Origin of the sequence: Clostridium sp. BL-8 (genome assembly GCF_002006495.1) — a bacterium.
Classification (GTDB): domain Bacteria; phylum Bacillota; class Clostridia; order Clostridiales; family Clostridiaceae; genus Clostridium.
On sequence record NZ_LZZL01000018.1, the window covers coordinates 1 to 23,406 of the forward strand.

Consider the following 23,406-nt stretch of genomic DNA (forward strand, 5'->3'; position numbering starts at 1 on the left):
GACGCAAAATATGCGTCGCATCTTTGGTCTATTATTTTCTTTCATGTGCCTTATTATTAGAAAAATAAAAAGCATTTTCTTAATTTATAGAAAATGCTTTTTATACATAAATAAAACTCTCTTCCGTGAGTTTTTTTATTTTAATCTCTTTATTCTTTCAACACTGCTTACTATATTAGTTATTCTTATTCCGAAGTTTTCATCAACAACAACAACTTCTCCAAGTGCTATCTGCTTTCCGTTAACTAATATTTCAACAGGTTCCTCTGCAAGTTTATCTAATTCTATTAATGAACCATTTCCCAAATTTAAGATGTCCTGAATGCTCTTTTTAGTTCTGCCTAAAACTACAGATATATCTAAAGGAACATCCAAAATTAAATCTATATTTTTTATTGGTGGAACATTGCTTTGAGGTACTAACGGTTCAAATGCTGCTGAATGTACCTCAACTGGCTGCTCCATTCTTTGCATTGGAGCTTCGTATTGTGACTGATAACCATAACTAGGCTGAGCTTCTATAGTTGCTTTATTATTAATTGATTCCTCACTTATACCTTTATTAATAATATTGTCTTCTTTTACAGCTTCTACAGTTTCTGTTTTAGCTGCTTTTTCACTATTCTCTTCCCCAGTCATTATTGCAACAATATTTTTTGCCGTCTCTATTGGAAATATTTGCATTATATTACTATCTACTATATCTCCAATAGTCATTTTAAATGATACCCTTACTATCGGCTGATCTTCTGGTATTGCATCTGATATCGGCATACTAGCCTCAGTAATCACTTTCGATGTAGGCGGTGATATATCAACCTTTCTTCCAAACATAGTAGCCATAGAAGTTGCTGCTGAACCTATCATCTGATTCATAGCTTCTGATACAGCACTTATTTCTATTTCAGATAGTTCATGAGCTTCTGGAACATTTCCATCTCCACCCATCATAAGGTTAGATATAACTAATCCATCTGCAATTTTTATAATTAAAATGTTTCTTCCTATTATACCAGAAACATACTCAATATCTAAAACTATATTTGGAGTTTCAAATCCTTCTTTTATTTCTCGGAGTGTTGTAACACTCACTACTGGTGTAGTTATATTTACTTGTTGATTTATAAGTTGATATAATGCTGTTGAAGCTGATCCCATAGAAATATTTCCGATTTCTCCAAGCAAATCTTTATCTAATTCTGTAATAGCATTAACATCTAATTCCGGTTTTGCTTCAGATGCTGACATATCTTCTCCTGCTAGTAATGCATTTATTTCTTCTTGTGACAAAAAGTTATTACTCATACCCATTCACTTCCTTATCTGCTATATCTAAAATCATAACGCCTATATTTTTACCTGTTACACCAGGTTTTGCGTAATAACACTCTTCATCTCCTACATATACTCTTATTGGGGATGAACTCTTTGTATCAAGTTTTATTACATCACCTACAGTTAATTTTAAGAAGTCATCTACTGTCAAGTTTGTCCTTCCCAATTCAGCCACTACATCTAATTCTACCTTATTAATTCCCTTTTCTAATTTTCCCCTTGATTCAGCCATTAAAGCTTCATCATCATTCCTAAATGCATATTGTACAACTAGTCTATCTAATATTTTTTCTATGCTCAAATACGGGATACACATATTTATAAAAGTACTGCGCTTATTCACCTCAACTGAAAATGTAATTAAAGCCACTGGATCATTAGGTGCCATAGTCTGATTTACCGCTGGATTAGTTTCAATTGCTTCAACTTCTGGCTCAACCTCTAAAATACTGTCCCAGGCTAACTTTAAATTACTTATCATTCCTGATGTAATCTGCTTCATTATATTTTTATCAATATCCGTAAATTCTTTTGTTTCAATTTTTCTGTCCCCTTTCCCTCCAAGCAATACGTCTATTACCTGAAGAGAAAATTGAGGGTTTGTCTCAAGCATAATTGTACCCGCAAGCGGCGGCATTTTGAATATTGTCATAATAGTAGGGTTTTGAACAGAGTGAATAAATTCCTCGTATGTAATCTGCTCTACAGTTTCTATCTTTACTTTTACATTTTGTCTTGTTTGACCAGTTAAGTAATTAGAAATAATTCTCGCGTAATTATCATGAATAAGTTCAAGAGTTCTTATATGTTCTTTCGAGAATTTTTGAGGACTTCTAAAATCATAAAGTTTAATCTTGTGTTTTTCATCCTCTTTACCAACTTCTTCTGATTCTAACTCTCCTGTAGACAGGGCAGATAACAAGGCATCTATTTCACTTTGCGATAAGACATCTGCCATATTTCTCCCTCATTTCAATAAATTAATTTAATAACTTGTCAATATCTATTATTGTTAGAAGTTTTTCATCATAATTTAATATACCCTTTATGTATGGTTGAACTTTATTAGCATCTTTATCTACTTTTTGTATATTTTTTTCATCTATATCTAAAACTTCTTCTACTTCATCTACTGATATTCCTATTTCTTCATCCTCTACTGTTAAAATAATTATGTTATTTTGTTGTTCCCCTGGAGTGACCTCTAATAACAAATTTATATCAACAAGAGACTTGATGCTTCCACGTAAATTAATTAACCCTTTAATATAACTTGGAGCTTTAGGAACTTTTGTAATCCCCATAGTATCATTGATGCTTTGAACCTTTTCTGTTTCCACTGCAAAATGTTCTTCCCCTAACTTAAATACTACTATTTGCATCCTTAACCCTCCTTTACACTTGATTAAATTGACAATTTACGATGTACAATTAATTCCCTTTATGGATACCCTGTGGGCAATTAAGGCAGAAAGCTATAAGCTTTCTCATTTATATTCAAAAAATCCTTAGGCCTTTTCCCCTAACTGTAAACTGTAAACTGTGCACTGTTAACTGACTTAACTATCCTACAACTTTCTTTATAGCTTCTAAAACTCTATCAGCTTGAAATGGCTTTACTATAAAGTCTTTAGCCCCTGCTCTTATAGCGTCCATAACCATTGATTGTTGTCCCATTGCTGAACACATAATTACCTTAGCATTTGGATCAAACGCTTTTATCTGTTTAACTGCTTCAATCCCGTCCATGTCTGGCATTGTTATATCCATTGTAACAACATCCGGTTTTTCTTTTTTGTAAAGATCCACAGCCACTATTCCATTGTTTGCTTCTCCTACAATTTCAAAATCATTCTTTTCTAAAATATCCTTTATCATCATTCTCATAAATGCCGCATCGTCTACGATTAAAACTCTAGCCATATACTTTTCCCTCCAAAATTAATTTATTCCTATAGATTTCAATATTTTTTCTAATGATCCCGGCATAGGGATGTAATAAAAATGTCCCCCTATATTTTCTTCAGTGTCATCATCCAAAAATACAGTTTCAATATCTAATATATATTCATCATATTGATTAGATTCAATAAATGTTGTTGTTAGTATTGCACCTAACATATCATACGAAGTAGCTGGTACTGATGGTGCGATAGCTAGATTAGTTAACTGTGCTATCGAATTCATATACGATGCTGATATTATATTTGCTATCTCGCATAATACAGAACTACCCATTTCACTTTCTGGTGACTGTTTACTTCCAACTAATTTCATTATTATATTTTCAGCAATTGGTTTTTCAAACACTAAGAGGATATTTCCTGCAATATCTCCAAGCACTCTTACAACTGTACCAGCAACCTCACACTCTCCATTTTCTTCAACAATATCTTCTAATCTTACCACATTTACTGCTGGCACTGTCATATCTACTTTTTTCCCTATCATCATGGAAAGAGCAGTTGCTGCATTTCCTGCACCTATGTTAGAGACCTCTTTAAGTGCATCTAATTGTAAAGCGCTTAAATTAGAATACTCCACTTATAACCCTCCTTCAAAATTTGTCCCATGTCTTTCGCTTTAACTTTTCTAAATATGCTTAAAGTTAAAGCTGGCAGCATAACTTTAAATAAGTTAAACTAAGTTAAGTAGAATCCTTCTTAAGAAGTTTAATCTTATAGTAATGCACCTATATCTAATATTAGTGTTACTAATCCATTACCTAATATAGTTGCACCAATATATTGATCTAAATTCTTTAATGTTTTTCCTAGCGGCTTAATAACTATTTCTTGTTGTCCAAGTAATGAATCGACTAATAATCCAATAGTTTTATCACCTACATTTACTATTATAACAAATTTCTTATTAGTTTCGCTAGCCTCTATATCTAAACTTTCATTTAATCTAATTAACGGAATTACATTTTCTCTGTAAACAATGACTTCTTTTCCATTACTTCTCTTTATATTCTCTTCTTTATAATCTATTACTCTATCTATAAAGCCTAGTGATATTGCAAGTGTTTCTTCTCCAACTTTTACAAGTAGAGCTTGTATTATTTGTAATGTAAGTGGAAGTTTAATAACAAATGATGAACCTTTTCCTTCTTCACTTACTACATCTACTGTACCTCCAAGTGCTGAAATTTTTGTCTTAACAACATCCATTCCAACGCCTCTTCCAGAAATATCTGTCACTACATCATTAGTACTAAAACCTTGTGCAAAAATTAAGTTCTTGATGTCACTATCAGACATTCCATCAGTATTTATTCCCTTTTGTTCAGCTTTTGCTTTTACCTTTTCAACATTAATTCCAGCACCATCATCTGTAACTTTTATTAATGCTTTTGTTCCTTCTTGATATGCAACAAGTCTTATTGTTCCAACTGGCGGCTTTCCTTGAGCTACTCTCTTTTCCGCTGATTCTATTCCATGGTCTGCTGCGTTTCTCAATAAATGTATTAATGGTTCGCCAATTTCATCAATTACTGTTCTATCAAGTTCTGTGTCAGCACCTTCTATAATAAAGTTAATTTCTTTATTTAACTCTACTGATACATCTCTTATCATTCTTGGGAATCTGTTGAATACTGTATCTAATGGCAGCATTCTAATCTTCATAACTAAATCTTGAAGATCTGATGTTGTCCTTCCAACTTGTTCTAAAGTTTCATTTAATTCTTGTGATTTATGTACATTCACAATTTGCTCTAGTCTTGTCCTATAAATTACAAGTTCAGAAACCATATTCATTAAGTTATCTATTCTTTCCAAATCAACTCTTACAGATTGATGTGCTTTCTTAACTTCTTTCTTTGGAGCTGTTTTCTTTGCTGGTACATTCTTAGCTTCTTCTTTTGGTACCTCTACCTTTTGTACCTCAGCTTTTTCTTCAACTTTAACTTCTTTAACATCTGCATCTTTAGGTTCTATTTCTAAATCATCAAATTCTATCAATGAAGCTTCAACTTTTGCAACTTCTGATATTCCATTTACAACCTCTATTATTTCATCTACTGTATCTTTAGTCACTAGAACAAATTTTAGCTCAAAATCAAATTCTTCATTTTCAATATCTTGAGTTGATGGTTCTGATTTTAATATTTCTCCATGATCTTCAAGGTCTTTCACAATTAAAAATGCTCTTGCTGATTTTAATAATGTATTTTCACTTAAGATAACCTTTATTTCAATTGAATTATATCCTTTTTCTCTTGCCTGCCTAATTACTGATGCATCGTATTGATTTAAATCCAAATCCTTAACTTCAGCTTCATCTGAAACTTCACTAGCTTGTACTTGTTTAACTTGAGTATCTGAGGCCTTATTTCCGTTATTCTTGATATCTGCTAATGCTTGCATTATTCCTTCCATCTCTACTTTTTCGTCTGATCCCTCCTGTACATTATCAACCATTTTTTCTAATGTATCAAGGCAATCAAACAATACTGTTACCACATCTTGAGTTACTTTAAGTTCACCTTCTCTAAATTCAGCTAATACATCCTCCATTTTGTGAGTAAGTTCTGCAAGATCAGTGAATCCCATAGTTGCAGCCATTCCTTTAATTGTATGTGCAACTCTAAATATTTCATTTACCTTATCAGTGTCTTCTGGGTTTTGTTCTAAATCCAATAGTGACTCATTCAATGTTTGCAAATTATCTAGTGATTCCTCTAAAAACATTGACATATATTGAGATGTATCCATCTTTATTCCTCCTTTATACTTTTTTATAAATAAAGGTTGACGCTTTTTCAAATCCATAGTCTCTATAATTATATATACTTTCTGTAGCTCCTACAAATAAAAGCCCACCCTTTTTTAATGAATTACTAAATTTTTCATAGATTTCTTGCTTAATATCATTATTGAAATAGATCACAACATTTCTGCATACAATTAAATCAAAATTATTATCATATCTATCTAATATTAAATCGTGCTTTTTAAAAGTTACCATATCTTTAATTTTAGACTCGATATAATATTTATCGTCTATTATTTTAAAATATTTACTTAAATCAGTATTTTTTATACCTTTCATTTCATTTTGTGTATATTCACCAATTTTCGCCTTTGAAAGTATAGTGTTATCTATATCAGTTGCTATTATATTATGTCTTCCACTCGGCGCAATCCTATCTAATATTATTCCTAAAGTATATGGTTCACAACCTATGGAACAAGCTGCACTCCAAATTTTTAAATTGCGGTTATTAGGTAACAATTCACTTGTAATTTGTTTTTCTAAATCAGCAAATAATTCAGGATTTCTAAAAAACTCTGTCACATTAATTGTTATAAAATCCAAAAATTTTTGTTTTTGTTCTGAGTTATTTTTTATAGCTCTAGAATATTCATCTAATGTTTTTATTCCAACCCTTGTCATTAAGCTATTTATTCTTCTATTAAGCTGCTCAGGTTTATACGCTGATAAATTTATTCCCAATTCTTTATGAACCCATTTATGAAATTCATTAAAATCCATGTCTCCTCCTACACCTGTTTTATTATGTTAATTATACTATTAGCTATTTCATATAGCGGAACTACAAAATCTACTTTTCCAGTTTCAAATGCAGCTTTTGGCATTCCATAAATTGTACATGTTGATCTGTCTTCTGATATTGTTACTCCACCACTATCTTTTATATTCTTTGTTCCTTCCGCACCATCTCTGCCCATTCCTGTTAAAATTGCAGATATTAAATTTCCCTTATAAACATTTATAGCAGAGTCAAATAGTTTATCTACAGCTGGTCTCACTCCCCAAATAGGCGATTCTTCATTAAGGTGTATTAAATTATCTAAGCCAACTGTCATATGTTTGCCACCTTTGGCTATGTATATAGTATCACTTTTTATTTTCATACCTTCCGCTGCTTCAATTACATTCATATGACATAATTTATCCAGCCTTTCTGAAAATACTTTTGTGAATCCTTCTGGCATATGTTGAACTACAAAAACAGGAACTCCTAAATTCTTTGGAAATTTAGTCAGCACTTCTTGAAGTGCCCTTGGTCCTCCTGTAGATGCTCCTATAACAACTGCATCTATTTTTTTATTCTTAGGTATGGACACTGACTTAGCTATTTTTGAGTTAAATTTTTTTTCTATATTTGTATTATTAGTAATAGAATCTTGTGTAACCTTATGCTTTACACTATTATCTATAGAATTAAACTTTTTCCTATATTTTGCAGCTGTAGTTATACTTTTTATCTGTTCAATCAAATTCTTCTGAACCTTAATTATATCTAATGAAATGCTTCCTGATGGTTTAGTTACAAAACTAATAGCACCATTATCTAAACATTCTAAAGTCAACTCCGATCCTTCAGTAGTTGCACTGCTTATCATTATAACAGGATAACTTTTACCTAATCTTTTTAATTCCTTAAGAGTTGCAAGTCCATCGAGGTCTCTCATATGTACGTCTAATGTGATAAGGTCTGGATTGTATTTATCTACCTTTTCAATTAGTTCTCTTCCATCTCTAAACTTTGCTATAACTTCAAACCTATTTTCCAGTTCTATCATGTCTGATATTGCTTTTCTCATAAAGGCTGAGTCATCAACAACGATAATTTTGACTTTATCCACCTAATCACACCTTTCCTTCTAAAATTTATAATTCTATAATTCCATTCCCTACAACTTTAAGTACTACTTTTCCATCACTTGCATAAAGAACCATAGTCCTTCCTTTATTTCCACCAGTTTCTTCTGCAATTATTGGAATTGCTTCATCTTTCAATGTTTTCTTTACTGCATCGCTGTTTCTTTTCCCAATATCACTTATTATGCTCTTATCAGAGAAATTAAACATCGATGCTCCTCCAGCAATCTTTGCTGTAAGGTTTCTCTTTTTACATCCCTGCTTCTCCATTTTTTCAATTAATATTGGAATAGCTAAATCTGCAAACTTCATGGGGTTTGTATTACTTTTAAATTGAGTACTATCTGGAAGCATTATGTGTGCTAATCCTGCAACCTTAAGTGCTTTATCATATAAGGCAATTCCTATACAGGATCCTAAGCCTATCGTCATTATGACTCCCGGATCTAGCACTAAATTCAAATCAGCTATTCCAACTTTTATCTCTGCACTTACCATTTTTACCCCCTAAAAAATATTCCCCTCATCCTCTAAGGATAAGATTTTCTCTAAATCTAATAAAATTACTATGTTATTTTCTAGTTTTATTAACCCTGAAATATACTTTTTATCTATTGTTGCTGTTATCGGTGGTGCTTCCTCCATTAGTTCACTATCAATATCCCTTACCTCATAAACATTTTCCACAATAATTCCAAACTTATTTTCTTCTCTTTTTATAACTATAATTTTTCTTTCTTCGCTTTCCTTATCTTCACCAAACTTAAATTTTTTTGATAAGCTTATTATTGGAAGAATTTTTTGTTCATAGTTTATTACACCTTTTACAAAGGATGGTGCATCAGGAAGAATAGTTGGTTCTTGATATCCAAGTATTCTTTCTACCTCCCTTATATCAGTTGCATAATGTTCTCCATTCAATCCAAATATCAGCATTTTAATCTCATTGCTTGCCATTATTTAAGCCTCCTATAAAACAAATTTATCAATAGTTATATCTCCATTTTTATCTAGATATACTTCTACATTTTTAGATGAAACTTCTAACATTTTTTGCTTTTCACCAAAACAAAAAATTGTATTATTATAAGCTATATCCGCCTTAATACGGCCACCCTTGGGAACTTTTAACATAGTATTAACTCCGGCTACGCTACCTACTGACTTTAATATTATTTCAGTACCAGCACTTAGTACACCGCCTCTACAGGCAGACTTTTCACCAGTAAACTCTATCTTATTTAAAGCTGTTATGTTAGATGTATATTGTCCCTTTCCTGTAACATAAATGCTTCCTGAAGCTTCTATGGTAGCCCCTTGAGCATATGCAAAATAAATATCAGTAGGAATTACTATTAATGTCTCTATTTCTTCAATTTCCTCCTTTAATATTTCTTGTAAATTAGTTAATTCTCTAAAGTCTTTTATTTTTAATGGTCCAAGGCCTAATAATTTATTTATTATAAATGTAGTTAGATCACTATGTTGAACTCCTTCAGACATATTATAATTTAAAATACTTCGCGATAACTTGGGTAATGATTTAAATTTATTTTCTATTAATATTTTAATTATTTCACCATCTTGCTTTTGCCCTAACAAATTATTGGCTTTTACTTGTTCAGTTGAAGCACTTAAATCACTTAGAATATCCTTCAAATTCACCAAATTATCTAAATATTGCTTTCTTTCAACATTTTCACTGCCTGCAGTTACAGTTGAATTTAATATGTTTCCATTTATAATAATTTCTCCTGAAGATCTAACTTTTGCTGATTCCACATTCTTTCCAACATGAAGTTCATTTCCCACCTTAACTTCCATTGCTTCGCAAACATCTCCAGCTATCTCAACATTTCCAACAAAGTCTATATTTCCACTTTTTAAATCAACTTGATCAACTTTGTATAGCTTGTTTACGGTAAATGTATTAGCCCTATATGCTGGTTTACCTTCCTCAGTCGCTATAACATTATTATTTTCAAGTTTACATCCCTCACCAATTTTTACAACCACTCTTTTGGCAGTTTTTCGTTTTATTGGTACTCCAAATATATTCTGTCCATCATCTCCAGGTCTTCCAGGCACTATTTTACCTATAATATCTCCTATGTTTGCATTTGCAATTAAAAATCTATTTCTATAATCAACTCTCTCGTTTGAGTCCTCGTAATCTATTACTTCCTCTAATTCTTTAAATAATACTTGAATTTCATCAGAAATATCATCTTTAGCAGGCAATCCTCTGGCTATTAATACATTATCAGCTCCATATTCACTGCATATTACCGCTAATTCCTCTTCAATAATTCCAAATAGAATACCTTTATTTTTTATTAATTCTCTTATCTCTGTCACCGTGTACCTCGGTGGATATTTATCACTATTTTTTTTCTTTGAAAGAACTAAATTCTTATGATATTCTTGATCTACCAATTCATACGTATGTGATGGAATATACTTTATTGTTATATAGGCTTCCATTTTATCATTCGTAATAGATATATCAACATTTCTTATTGGTTCAATTTCTTCAAATTTATATTCTACTGTATCTTCTGCTGTAACCGGAGTTATTCCATTAACCTCCTGTCCATTAATTAGCAACATCATGCCTGGGCATGGCTTTATTGTAATAATTTCATCTTTATTTTCAGACTCTGTTACTATTATTTTTCCATTTTCCACCTTTGCTCCAGAAGGTTCTGTCACCTCTTCTACTTCTGTAATTATATCTTTTCCCCTAATATCTATTTTATTTTCTTCTTCATTTATTACTTCTATTTCCACTACTTTTTTAAAAAATTTTCTTTCCTCTTTAGTTACCCTATACTTTAAGTCATCCTTAGAAATATCCAATTCAGTACATGCTTTTTCAATGCAATTTTCCAAAGATGCTGCAGAAAATTTCAACCCCATAAATATCTCCTCCATAAAAATGCTTCTTCTCTTAGTATACCACAGCATAATTTATTTTTATATCCATTATTTATATTAATCAATATTATTTTACAGTATTATGTAAAATAATTCATTTTCTAACAATTTCTAATATATGCAACAATCTTATCATCATATTCTTTCATAAGCTTCCTAATAATATCATTATTAGGATTTAAATCAATATCATTTACTTTTCTAATGGGTAGAACTTTAGGCGATGTTCCTGAAATAAACATTCCATCTAATTTATCAATATCCAAATATTTATACTCTACTTCCTCTACTTGAATTTGCATTTTTTTTGCTATTTCTATTATCTCTCCTCTGGTAACGCCTGGTAATACAGCTTTTACTGGCGAAGTCAAAATTATATTATCCTTAACCATAAATATGTTCGATCTGCTTCCTTCAGTTATATATCCGTTTTTATCAACTAATATAGCCTCATACACTTGCGTATCTCTTATCTCTTTGTTTACCTTTTCTCTAAAATTATCATTAATTATTTTTGCATTTGGATTCTCTCTCTCTCCAAAATATAAAATTGTTTCAACTCCATTTTCATACATTTCTTTAGATGGATATGAGTGCTCTACAAAAAATACATTTAATGTTTTTTCATTAACTGCATACGTTATCTTAATATTTCCATTGTCCTTATTCTCATTTTTTATTAATAATTTAATTCTATCGCTAATTTTTTCATAGGTTAATGTAAATTCCTCATTTATTAATTTAAATGAATTCTCCATTCTTTTTAGATGATTTTCCAAAAAAATTGGTTTCCCGTTCATTACTCTTAACACTTCATATATTATTTTATCACACATAATTTATCATCCTTTCTATTTCCATTTTAATATTTCTATATCATGACTTTTCTTGTAATTTATTAAATATGGTTTTCCAACCAAATCTAATAAAGGTTTATCAGATAAGGAATCTGAAAACATATATGATTCTTTAAAATCAACTTCTATTTTTTCATTCTTAATTACTTCCTGCAGCCTTCTTACTTTTTCCTCACCTTTACAGTTCTCACCATCCATTTTCCTTACAAAAGTTCCATTATCAAAACTAAACTTGGTTCCTATTATTTTATCTACCTCTTTTATATTATAAAACTCATTTATATAAAACTCAGGAGATGCAGATATTAAATATATTTCACACCCTTCTTTCTTGAGCCTTTTCATCATCTTAAGTGCATCTTCATACAATATTGTACTTAATTTCTCATGATAAAATTTTTTTACTAGGACCGCTAAGTCTTTTTCATTTATCCCATCAATAAATTTTAAAAACGTTTCTTTTACCTTTTTCTCATCATATATTTTAAGTGCATACATAATTCCACAATATATAGCCCTTGGTACAAATCGAATATTTTTTATATCATTAATTATCACATATTTAAATAATTCCATTAGTGTTTCTTTTTTTGTAATAGTATAATCTATATCAAATATAGCAAGTTTCTTCAAAATTAATTGTCACCTTCTTACTTTTTTCATTTAAATCATTTAATGGTAGGTAATTTCATTTATAGTTTACTACCCTCGTGTTCGAGAGCGCTATAAATGAATTTAACCTACCATTTCCAAGTAAAATCTTCACTCATTTTATGAAACATATATATTATATTATTTTATTTTGCTTAAAAATGTTGAAATTCTATCTATCCCATTTTCTATTATATTCACAGATGTTGCATAGGATAATCTTATATAATCATCTAATCCAAATCCAGCTCCTGGTATCACAGCAACTTTTTCTTCTTCTAATAATACCTTTGCAAAATCTACAGAATTATTTATTTCTTGACCTTTAAAAGTAGTATTTAAATATGCAGATATATTTACCATTATATAAAATGCACCACTAGGTCTTATTATTGTTACTTCATTCAACTTTTCTAATTTCGCTATCATGAAATTTCTTCTATTCTCAAATTCTTTCACCATGTTATTTAAATCTTCCACTGGTCCGTTTAATGCTTCTATTGCAGCATATTGTGCTATTGTATTTACATTTGATGTCATATGGCTTTGGATACTGGTCATGAGTTTAGTTATTTTTTCACTAGCTGCCACATAACCTAGTCTCCAACCTGTCATTGAATATGTCTTTGACACACCATTTATCACTAATGTTCTATTATATGCATCTTCATTTAATGATGCAATACTTATATGCTTTTCATCATCATAGATTAATTTTTCATAGATTTCATCTGATATGATTATTAAATTATGTTCTTTAGCAAAGTTCGCTATTTCAAGTAATTCTTCTTTATGATAAATAGTTCCTGTTGGATTATTAGGACTATTTATTAAGATTACTTTTGTTTTATCTGTTGTGGCTCTTTCCAAATCAGATATTGTATACTTATAATTATTTTCTTTTGCTGTTTCTACAAATACCGGTATCCCATCAGCCAATTTCACTAATTCTGGATAACTAACCCAATAAGGAACTGGAATCAGAACTTCATCACCTGGATTTAAAACAGCCATAAAAGCATTAGCTAAACATTGCTTAGCACCTGTTGAAATAGTTATTTGACTTGGTTTATATTCTAGGTTATTATCATTTTTAAATTTATTGCATATGGTTTGCTTCAACTCCAATAATCCCCCTGCTGGAGTATATTTTGTTTTCCCATCATGCATTGCCTTTATAGCTGCTTGAATTATATTTTCCGGTGTATTAAAATCTGGCTCCCCAGCCCCAAAACTTACTACATCAACACCTTGGCTCTTTAATTCATTAGCTTTTGCTGTAATTGCCAAAGTAATTGATGGATTGATATTCCCCGCTTTTTTAGATAATTGCATTGCTTTTCCCTCCAAGTTCAGGCATAAAAATAACTCATTAAAAATGCATATAATTCATAACTTATAATTGTTTAATATACTCTAAAAATTATAAGTAATAAATTAAATTCTTTATTTGTTTGTCTACATAAGATTACTTTAGTGTTTCTTTATTGTAATTCAGGTTTATAACTATTACGAAGCATTTTAATTTATCATTTATTATACATGCCTTAAATTCAATTATACATTCTTGTCATATACTAAAAATATATCATTAATATATAAAATTGTAAACAATATGAAACATAAGGCATAATCAGCATACAACAAGTCCATCTGTCAGCATATTTTCCCATGAAGGACGCTCGATTCCCTATGATGACACTTTTCCTCATTACCTAATGAAAAATATTCATGGACGCTTTAAGCTTTGGACTTATTATTTTATTTCATATGCCAAAAGACTTCAGTAATAAATTACCAAAGTCTTTTTAATTATATTTATTCTTCGCCTACTAATTCATCTTGATAGTAAGCAGATACTCTATCAAATTCCTCTTCATCTGGGACTACAAGTTCTTCTCCATCTAGTCTAAAAAGATAAACTGAATCTTCTTCTGGATTTTGAGCTAAGTAGTAGGAGTTATTTTCGTATTCAAATTCATCGATTATTGGGCATGTAACTACATTTCCATTTTCATCTTCTAAATCTATAACGAAGTTTTCATCTTCATCATTGCATCCACATCCGCACTCATGATCGTGATCATGGTCATTTCCGCAATTACATTCATGTCCTTCATCGTGATTATGTCCACCACATCCACATTTTTCTAAATCTTTTTCCATTCTTAAACCTCCTCTTGGTTATATACATCAAAAATAGCTGCTTTGTAAATTTATATCTACTGTTACAGTACTACATTAGTAATTTTCAAATCTCTAAAGTATCATACCACAAAATATGTACTCCTATGCAGTAATTATTTTTGATAATATCTTAATTAATTTTACCCTTTATTCACATAAATTAAAACCCTAAAATAAAAATATTTTTTTAAATCTATGTTAAAGCTAACACTTTTAAAAGTATAGTTTACAATTATAGATAGAATTATTTCTATATTCTTTAAAATTTTATTTTTTATTCCAAAAAGCTGTAAGCTTTTTTCTCTAAATTATCCATCATCAATTATTAATTGCCATCTTTCCTTATTTTCAAAACGCATCTACAGTTCTATCAAGTTATAACTTATTTAAAGAATAAAAAAAGAAGCCACTATATTTATAGAAATCTTCTATAAATAAGCGGCTTCTCCTTTTCGCGCAAATTTAGTTATTTAATTATTTTAATACTATTGTTGATTAGCTAATTTCTTGTATCCTTCTAATCTTTCCATAGCATCTTTCTTAGTCTTTTCAAATAAAGCATCTGCTTGTTCTGGGAATGCCTTAGCAAGTGAAGAGTATCTTACTTCTCCCATTAAGAATTCCTTGAAGTCTGCAGTTGGTTCTTTTGAGTCTAATGTAAATGGATTCTTTCCAGTATCTTTTAATTCTGGGTTGAATCTATATGTTTGCCAATATCCACATGCACTAGCTCTCTTAGCTTCTTCTTGACTGTTACCCATACCAATTCTTAATCCGTGGTTGATACATGGTGCATAAGCTATTATTAATGATGGTCCTTTATAGCTTTCAGCTTCTGCAATAGCTTTCATAACTTGGTTCTTATCAGCACCCATGTTAATTTGAGCTACATATACATAACCATAACTCATAGCCATCATTCCAAGATCTTTCTTCTTAGTCTTCTTACCACTTGCAGCAAATTTAGCTATTGCAGCAGTTGGAGTAGATTTAGATGATTGACCACCAGTGTTTGAGTAAACTTCTGTATCTACTACTAATATATTTACGTCTTCTCCTGAAGCTAATACATGGTCAACTCCACCGTATCCGATATCGTAAGCCCATCCATCTCCTCCGAAGATCCATTGTGATCTCTTAACGAAGTAGTCTTTTTCAGCTAATATTTCTTTAGCAGCTTCAGTGTTAGATGCTTCTAACGCAGCAACTAATTTATCAGCTCTTTCTCTAGTTCCTTCACCTTCATTAATGTTGTCTAACCATTCTTGTAATTCAGCTTTTGCTGGATCATTTGCAGCTATAGCAGCTTCAGCTTTTTCTGCAATTCTTTCTCTTATAGCTTTAACTCCTAAGAACATACCTAATCCATATTCAGCATTATCTTCAAATAATGAGTTAGCCCAAGCTGGACCATGTCCATTTTTATTCTTAGTGTATGGAGTTGAAGGAGCTGATCCTCCCCAAATTGATGTACATCCAGTTGCATTAGCAACCATCATTCTATCACCAACTAATTGAGTTATAGCTTTAACATATGGAGTTTCTCCACAACCTGCACAAGCTCCTGAGAACTCAAGTAATGGTTGCTCAAATTGGCTACCCTTAACTGTAGTCTTGCTCATTGGGTTCTTCTTAGCTGAAACATCATGAGTTAAGTAATCCCAAACATCTATTTGATCATGTTGAGATTCTTGTGGTTTCATAACTAATGCTTTTCCTGGAGCAGGACAAATTTGAGCACAGTTTCCACAACCTGAACAATCAAGTGGTGTTACACCCATTGTGTATAATAATGGTTCTTCAGTCTTTAATCCCTTAGCAGCTACAATTTTAGCTGCACCTGGAGCCGCATTCTTTTCTGCATCTGTTAATAAGAAAGGTCTTATAGCAGCATGTGGACATACCATTGAACATTGGTTACATTGAATACACTTTTCTGAATCCCATTCAGGAACATTTACTGCAATTCCTCTCTTTTCGAAAGCTGCAGTACCATTTTCAAAAGTACCATCTTCCATACCTGCAAATGCTGAAACTGGAAGTTGATCTCCTTCTTGTCTATTCATTGGAATAACTATATCTTTTACAAATTTAGTAGCATGCTTAATTTCTACTGCTTCTTCATCTGCAACTGTCTTCCAAGCTTCTGGAATATTTACTGCAACAATTGATTCAACACCTTTATCTATAGCAGCGTTGTTCATATTAACAACTTTTTCACCCTTCTTACCATAAGAAGTTACAACTGAATCTTTTAAGTGTTTAATAGCGTCTTCAACTGGGATAATGTTAGCTAACTTGAAGAAAGCTGATTGCATTATCATGTTGATTCTTCCACCAAGACCGATTTCTTGAGCAATACCTACAGCATTGATAATGTAGAACTTAATGTTGTTGTTTGCTAAGAATCTCTTATATGAAGCAGGTAATTTTTCTTCTAAATCTTCTGGAGTCCAGATAGTATTTAATAAGAAAGTAGAACCTGGTTTTAATCCTTCAAGTACATTGTATTTGTGGATGTATGATTGGTTAGAACATGAAACAAAGTCTGCTTTGTTTATTAAGTATGGTGACTTAATTGCTTTCTTACCAAATCTTAAGTGAGATACAGTAATTCCTCCTGATTTCTTTGAATCATAGAAGAAATATGCTTGAGCATACATGTCTGTATTATCTCCAATGATCTTGATTGCACTCTTGTTTGCTCCAACAGTACCATCTGATCCTAATCCCCAGAACTTACAAGATGTAGTTCCTTCTGGAGTAGCATCTATATCTTCAGTTACTTCTAATGAAGTATTTGTAACGTCATCAACGATTCCTATTGTAAATCCATTTTTTGGTGTAGCTTGTGCTAAGTTAGCATAAACTGCAGCAATATGTCCTGGATTTGGATCTTTTGAACCTAAACCGAATCTTCCACCAACAATAAGTGGTGCATCAGCTTGTCCATAGAATGCATTTCTTACATCTAAGTATAATGGTTCTCCAGTTGATCCTGGCTCCTTAGTTCTATCTAAAACAGCGATTTTCTTAACTGTCTTTGGAATAGCAGCTAATAATCTTTCATTTGAGAATGGTCTAAATAATCTTACTTTAACAACACCAACTTTTTGTCCGTTAGCATTTAAGTAATCTATAGTTTCTTCACAAACGTCAGTAGCAGAACCCATAGCTATGATTACTCTATCAGCATCTGGTGCTCCATAGTAATCGAAACAGTGATATTCTCTACCAGTTAATTTAGTGATTTCAGCCATATAGCTTTCAACTGTTTCTGGTAATTCATTGTAGAATTTATTAACAGATTCTCTTTCTTGGAAATAGATATCTGCATTTTGAGCAGTTCCTCTAGTTACAGGATGATTTGGGTTTAATGCTCTTTCTCTGAAAGCTTTAACTGAATCCCAATCAAGTAGGCTTGCTAATTCATCATATTCTAAAACTTCAATTTTTTGTACTTCATGAGAAGTTCTGAATCCATCAAAGAAGTTTAAGAATGGAATTCTTGTTTTAATAGCAGTTAAATGAGCAACTGCTGCTAAGTCCATAACTTCTTGAACTGATCCTTCTGCAAGCATTGCAAAACCAGTTTGTCTTGCTGCCATAACATCTTGGTGATCTCCAAATATGTTTAAAGCAGAAGTAGCTAATGCTCTAGCTGATACGTGGAATACTCCTGGTAACATTTCACCAGCAATTTTATACATGTTTGGTATCATTAATAATAAACCTTGTGAAGCTGTATAAGTTGTTGTTAAAGCTCCAGCTTGTAAAGATCCGTGAACTGCACCAGCTGCTCCAGCTTCTGATTGCATTTCCATAACCTTAACAGGTTGTCCAAAAATATTTTTTCTTCCTTGAGCTACCCATTCATCAACATGTTCTGCCATTGGTGATGATGGTGTAATTGGGAATATTGCAGAAACTTCTGTAAATGCATAAGATATATGAGCTGCTGCAGTATTACCATCCATAGTTTTCATTTTTCTCATCGCGTTTGACCCCTCTTTCTAATTTTAAAACTAAATTTAGAGTAATTTAAATTTATATAAGCTAGTCTGTAAGACCACCTAATATACACAACAATATTCAGCTAGTTAAAATATTATTCTTAAATTTACACATATAGAGTAAAAATCAGCATATTACTTTGCTAATTTTCTTCCTAATTCTTTAATAATATCTGATTGTACCTTAGTCGGTGAATCTTTAACTGCTAAATCTCCAATGACATTAAAACCATAGGATGTCATTTCATCCTTCCATATTTTCATGAAAGTATCCTCTATCCATCCATAGGTTGCAAATAAAATACATTTCTTATTCTTATTCTGTTCATTGAAATTTATTAACTGTTCTAGAAATGGTTTCATTTCCTCTTGTTCTATTTTAGTGGCGTCCACTGCAGGACTTCCAAAAGCAACAGAATCTGAATTCAACACATCTTCAACTGTAGCATCTCCCACATGTATTACATTTACCTCTGCTCCTTCTTCCCTAGCACCTTCTGCCATGACATTTGCAAGGGCCTCTATGTTTCCACCACAACTCCAATAAATGATTGACACTTTTTTCATCGAAACAGCACCTCATCTTTTCGTTAAATAATTAACTTACGTCTCTAACTAAAATTGAACTTACCCTTTTATTATATCTCACATATTTTTTTTTGCAAGATTTGATTGTATAATTTGTATTATTTTAAGTTATAAATATATATTTTATCGCCGCTAACCACATAAACATCTCAAATATGAATTAGATTTCTAGCCTGTAACTAATGTTTTTTATGGTTAATCAAGAAAATTTTTTAACCAGTTATTAGTCAAATAAGAAAAGCTCTTAGTCAGTTTACAGTTACGAAATTCAAAGCTTACAGTTAAGGAAAAAAGCATACAGGCTTTTCCAAAATATATATTTCAAAACTTCCTTTCAGGATTTCATCCTTAACTTATAACTTTCATAATATCAATTACTTTCTGATGCTTTCTAGTATTACATTTACTATCGCTTCAACACCATTTTTAGCTTGACTTTTCTCCATATTGTCTATAAGCTTTTTCTTTTTTTCTTTTAATTCTAAAATCTTTTCATATAATGAATTCTTATTAATTTCTTCTTCTTGAAGCATTAGTGAATAACCTTCTTTTTCGAAAGATTTAGAATTTAAAATTTGATCTCCTCTGCTAGCCTTCTTCGAAAGAGGTATCAACAATGTAGGTTTCTTTAATGCTAAAAACTCAAATATGGAATTTGCTCCAGCCCTTGAAATCACATAGTTTGCTGCCTTCATAAGATCTGGTAATTCCTCACTTACATATTCAAATTGCTTATACCCCTTTTTATCTATAAGATTTCTATCTATGTTTCCTTTTCCACAAATATGAATTAAATTAAATTCCTTCAGAAGCTTATCTAAAATTCCTCTTATTTCCTCATTTATTAACTTTGAGCCAAGGCTTCCACCCATGATGAGCAGAATTTCTTTATCATCATTAAAATTACATAGTTTCTTTCCTTTTATTTTATCTCCATGAAGTATTTCTTCTCTTATGGGGCTGCCTGTAAGAACTCCCTTATTTCCTTTTACATAATTTAAGCTCTCTCTGAATGTTACACATAACTTGTCGCAAAAAGGTGCTGACAATTTATTTGCAAGGCCTGGAGTCATATCAGATTCATGTGCTACTACTGGTATTTTTTTTATGGAAGCAGCAATTACAACTGGTACAGCTACGAAACCTCCCTTTGAAAAAATAACATCTGGGTTCTCTTTGGATAAAATCCTTAAAGCCTGCATAATTCCCTTCATTATTTTAAATGGATCTGTAAAGTTCTTTACATCAAAATATCTTCTTAACTTACCACATGAAATTCCGAAGAAAGGTATATTATTTTTATTAATAATTTCCTTTTCAATCCCATCGATGCTTCCAATGTATTTTATTTCAAATCCTCTTTCTTTTAATTTTGGTATTAACGCTAAATTAGGAGTAACATGACCTGCTGTTCCTCCTCCTGTCATTATTATTTTATATTTCAACAAAAAACACCCCTCTTAGTTAGTTTACAATTTACAGTTATAGAGAAAATTCATGTTTCCAAATATAAAATTTGGACATTCACTTTTTTGGCTTTTCCTTCAAATTTTGATTTTCACTTTTCCTCGCAGGATTTCTTTAATTTTATTAAGCTCTGAAAGAGTTTAATACTTCAACTGCGCACTGTAAACTGTGAACTAAATTAACTATCTGTAGTTTTGCACTACAATTTGAATTGTAACATTACCATTATATTCATTAATACTAGGATAGAATACTAAATCTAACCTTACATCATTATATGCTCCATCATAAAGTTTTTGCAGTTCCTCTACTCCAAACTTGTCTGTTATTAGCGCTTCAAATTCACTAATATCTCCAAAATAAATTGCATCAATGAACTTATTCTGCCTAGTCTTTACCTTCAATTTAAGTACATTATTATTCTTGCCAAGTATTGCGGCCTTTAACAGATTAACATCTTTTTCAGCAAATAAAGGTTTAGAATTTGCCTTACCGAACGGCTCCAATTTTTCTAAATTATTAATTAGTTCATAACTTATTGAGTCTAGTGGAAGCACACAATCTATAGTAATTTTTTTCAGCAAATCTTCATCATCTAAAGTTGTATTTTCATTCAATCTTTTTCTAAGCTCATCTATATTTTCTTCTTTTAATGAAAAACCTGCTGCCATGGGATGTCCTCCAAATTTTTCAAGTATATCTTTGCACTTAACAAGTTCCTCAAACATGTTATATTCTTCTATAGATCTTCCAGAACCTTTTGCGCCACTTTCAGATTTAGTTATAATTAAAGTTGGAACATTATATTTTTCTCGTATTCTTCCGGCTATTATTCCTGCCAAACTTTCATGTACATCTGGAATATAAATAACAAATACCTTGTCATCTATAAATCCATTCTTTTCAATAATTTCTGTAGCAGCCTCCACGCCTTTCATAGTCATGTCCTTTCTTTCTTCATTTAACCTGACTATTTCTTTTGCAAGCTTAACTGCTTCTTCCTCATCATCTGAAAGCAATAATTTTAATCCTTTTTTAGCAGAATCCAATCTCCCAGATGCATTTATACATGGTCCTATTATGAATCCTAAATGATATACAGATAAATTTTTCTCTCCTAATTCTGATTCCCGTATCAATTCCATTAATCCTAAATTAGTAGTGCTATTTATTAATTCAAGTCCTTTTTTAACAAAAATTCTATTTTCATCAACTAAATCTACAACATCACAAACAGTTGCTATTGCTAAGAATTCTATAAATTTATAAGCTTCTTCTCTACCTATACTTAAATTTTTATAAAGCACTTCTACAAGTTTAAAAGCCACTCCTGCACCACATAATTGTTTAAATTTATACTTGCATTCTTCCTGCTTAGGGTTCACTATTGCATCTGCACTTGGGCTAATAAATCTCCTATTCTCATCTTTCTCTTCGATAAATGGTATATCATGATGATCTGTTACTATTACAGTCATCCCTAAATCCTTGGCATACTTTATTTGTTCTATAGCTGATATACCATTATCGCAAGTTAAAATCGTATCTACTCCATCTTCTTTTGCTTGTTTTATTATATTGATATTTATTCCATATCCATCTCTAATTCGATCTGGAATTTCATAATCCACATTAGCATTACATCTTTTTAATGCCTTATATAAAATATAAATGCTTATAACACCATCTACATCATAATCCCCAACAATTCGAATTTTCTTACCTGACTTTATTTTATCAATAACTATTTGAGCAGCTTTATCTAAATCCTTCATTTCACCTGGATCATGAAGTTTATCTAATCCTGGATTTATATAACTTTTTATCATTTCATCATTTATAATATTTCTGTTTACTATAAGCTTACTCATAAGTTCTGTTATTCCATATTTTTTTGATATCTGCTTATAATCAGCTTTTATATTCTTAATGAACCATCGTTCTGTCATTATTTCTCCTCTACGCACCACTTCTAGTTATGAATTATAAATTATGAGTTATAACTAAGAAAATTGGGTTATCCTATAAACATTTTATATAACATACCTGAAGAAATTCCCTCTACCTTATGACTATACCCAAGAACTTCTAATAATTTATAAGCAAATGTCATTGCTGTCGCAGGTCCTCTGCTGGTTATTATATTTTCATCCACAACTACAGCTTCTTCTAAATATTCACAGTTTGGTAATTCATCCTCATATCCTGGATAAGATGTTATATTTCTTCCTTCAGTAAGTCCGGCTCTTCCAAGTACTATTGGGCCTGCGCATATTGCTCCTAATAATTTTCCTTCTTTATTTTGTTTTTTAACAAACTTTATTACTCTCTCATCATCTCTTAAATTAGTTGCTCCTGGCATCCCACCTGGAATAACTACAAGATCATAATCCATATTTTCTTCAAAAATCTTATCTGCCTCTACTGTTACCCCATGGCTTGATTGCACCTTTTTTCCTCCGATTGAAACTAAATCACATGTTACTTCTGCTCTTCTCATTATATCTGATACAGTTAAAGCTTCTATCTCTTCAAAACCTTCTGCTAATAATATGCATACTTTTTTCATATAAATTCCTCCTCAAATTTATGACACATCAAAAAATATATAATCAAATATTTTACTAACATGATTAAATGAGGATATTCTAAATTTAGTTTAGAACATCCTCATTCTATAAATTTCATATTTATATCTATATTATACCACCACAAATTCAAAGTTAAAAGTTATAAGT

The 23,406-nt window shown here is 31.1% G+C and carries 20 protein-coding genes; all 20 read right to left on the bottom strand.

Translation table 11 applies throughout. The annotated features are described in order from the left end of the window. Positions 1-135 precede the first annotated feature (135 nt). Complete coding sequence (gene fliY, locus CLOBL_RS08150; RefSeq protein ID WP_179117707.1) at positions 136-1,311, bottom strand: flagellar motor switch phosphatase FliY; 1,176 nt, start codon at positions 1,309-1,311, stop codon at positions 136-138. Further along, complete coding sequence (fliM, locus tag CLOBL_RS08155; RefSeq protein ID WP_077858567.1) at positions 1,298-2,293, bottom strand: flagellar motor switch protein FliM; 996 nt, start codon at positions 2,291-2,293, stop codon at positions 1,298-1,300. The genes fliY and fliM overlap by 14 nt, the downstream gene beginning before the upstream one ends. 22 nt (positions 2,294-2,315) lie before the next feature. Next, complete coding sequence (locus tag CLOBL_RS08160) at positions 2,316-2,717, bottom strand: chemotaxis protein CheW (protein WP_009172160.1); 402 nt, start codon at positions 2,715-2,717, stop codon at positions 2,316-2,318. Between the two features lie 181 nt (positions 2,718-2,898). Then, a complete protein-coding gene (locus CLOBL_RS08165; protein WP_009172161.1) occupies positions 2,899-3,258 on the bottom strand; it encodes a response regulator in 360 nt (119 codons plus the stop codon). An 18-nt stretch (positions 3,259-3,276) separates the two neighbouring features. Further along, entirely contained in the window at positions 3,277-3,879 is a 603-nt protein-coding gene (locus tag CLOBL_RS08170) for a chemotaxis protein CheC (RefSeq protein WP_009172162.1), read from the bottom strand. Between the two features lie 134 nt (positions 3,880-4,013). Next, on the bottom strand, positions 4,014-6,053 hold the full coding sequence (locus tag CLOBL_RS08175; protein WP_077858624.1) for a chemotaxis protein CheA: 2,040 nt from the start codon (positions 6,051-6,053) through the stop codon (positions 4,014-4,016). A gap of 13 nt (positions 6,054-6,066) precedes the next feature. Next, positions 6,067-6,834, bottom strand: a complete 768-nt coding sequence (locus tag CLOBL_RS08180) for a protein-glutamate O-methyltransferase CheR (RefSeq protein WP_077858568.1) — start codon at positions 6,832-6,834, stop codon at positions 6,067-6,069. Between the two features lie 8 nt (positions 6,835-6,842). Beyond that, on the bottom strand, positions 6,843-7,952 hold the full coding sequence (locus CLOBL_RS08185; RefSeq protein WP_077858569.1) for a chemotaxis response regulator protein-glutamate methylesterase: 1,110 nt from the start codon (positions 7,950-7,952) through the stop codon (positions 6,843-6,845). Between the two features lie 25 nt (positions 7,953-7,977). Then, positions 7,978-8,466, bottom strand: a complete 489-nt coding sequence (locus tag CLOBL_RS08190; RefSeq protein WP_077858570.1) for a chemotaxis protein CheD — start codon at positions 8,464-8,466, stop codon at positions 7,978-7,980. A 9-nt stretch (positions 8,467-8,475) separates the two neighbouring features. Then, a complete protein-coding gene (locus CLOBL_RS08195) occupies positions 8,476-8,925 on the bottom strand; it encodes a chemotaxis protein CheW (RefSeq protein WP_009172167.1) in 450 nt (149 codons plus the stop codon). A 12-nt stretch (positions 8,926-8,937) separates the two neighbouring features. Next, positions 8,938-10,887 (bottom strand): FapA family protein, encoded by a 1,950-nt coding sequence (locus CLOBL_RS08200; protein WP_077858571.1) that lies wholly within the window; start codon positions 10,885-10,887, stop codon positions 8,938-8,940. Positions 10,888-11,006: 119 nt separating this feature from the next. After that, positions 11,007-11,741 (bottom strand): aminotransferase class IV, encoded by a 735-nt coding sequence (locus CLOBL_RS08205; protein WP_077858572.1) that lies wholly within the window; start codon positions 11,739-11,741, stop codon positions 11,007-11,009. 15 nt (positions 11,742-11,756) lie between these two features. After that, complete coding sequence (locus CLOBL_RS08210; protein WP_077858573.1) at positions 11,757-12,395, bottom strand: HAD-IB family hydrolase; 639 nt, start codon at positions 12,393-12,395, stop codon at positions 11,757-11,759. Between the two features lie 159 nt (positions 12,396-12,554). Continuing rightward, positions 12,555-13,748 carry a pyridoxal phosphate-dependent aminotransferase gene (locus CLOBL_RS08215; RefSeq protein ID WP_077858574.1) on the bottom strand — a complete coding sequence of 398 codons (1,194 nt, stop codon included), beginning with the start codon at positions 13,746-13,748 and terminating at the stop codon, positions 12,555-12,557. Positions 13,749-14,231: 483 nt separating this feature from the next. Then, entirely contained in the window at positions 14,232-14,579 is a 348-nt protein-coding gene (locus CLOBL_RS08220; protein ID WP_077858575.1) for a DUF1292 domain-containing protein, read from the bottom strand. A 506-nt stretch (positions 14,580-15,085) separates the two neighbouring features. After that, entirely contained in the window at positions 15,086-18,595 is a 3,510-nt protein-coding gene (nifJ, locus tag CLOBL_RS08225; RefSeq protein ID WP_077858576.1) for a pyruvate:ferredoxin (flavodoxin) oxidoreductase, read from the bottom strand. 153 nt (positions 18,596-18,748) lie between these two features. Then, complete coding sequence (locus CLOBL_RS08230) at positions 18,749-19,180, bottom strand: flavodoxin domain-containing protein (protein ID WP_077858577.1); 432 nt, start codon at positions 19,178-19,180, stop codon at positions 18,749-18,751. 395 nt (positions 19,181-19,575) lie between these two features. Next, entirely contained in the window at positions 19,576-20,649 is a 1,074-nt protein-coding gene (locus CLOBL_RS08235; protein WP_077858578.1) for an undecaprenyldiphospho-muramoylpentapeptide beta-N-acetylglucosaminyltransferase, read from the bottom strand. Between the two features lie 201 nt (positions 20,650-20,850). After that, positions 20,851-22,617, bottom strand: a complete 1,767-nt coding sequence (gene recJ / locus CLOBL_RS08240; RefSeq protein ID WP_077858579.1) for a single-stranded-DNA-specific exonuclease RecJ — start codon at positions 22,615-22,617, stop codon at positions 20,851-20,853. Positions 22,618-22,685: 68 nt separating this feature from the next. Next, entirely contained in the window at positions 22,686-23,237 is a 552-nt protein-coding gene (locus CLOBL_RS08245) for a DJ-1 family glyoxalase III (RefSeq protein WP_009172177.1), read from the bottom strand. Between the last annotated feature and the right edge of the window lie 169 nt (positions 23,238-23,406).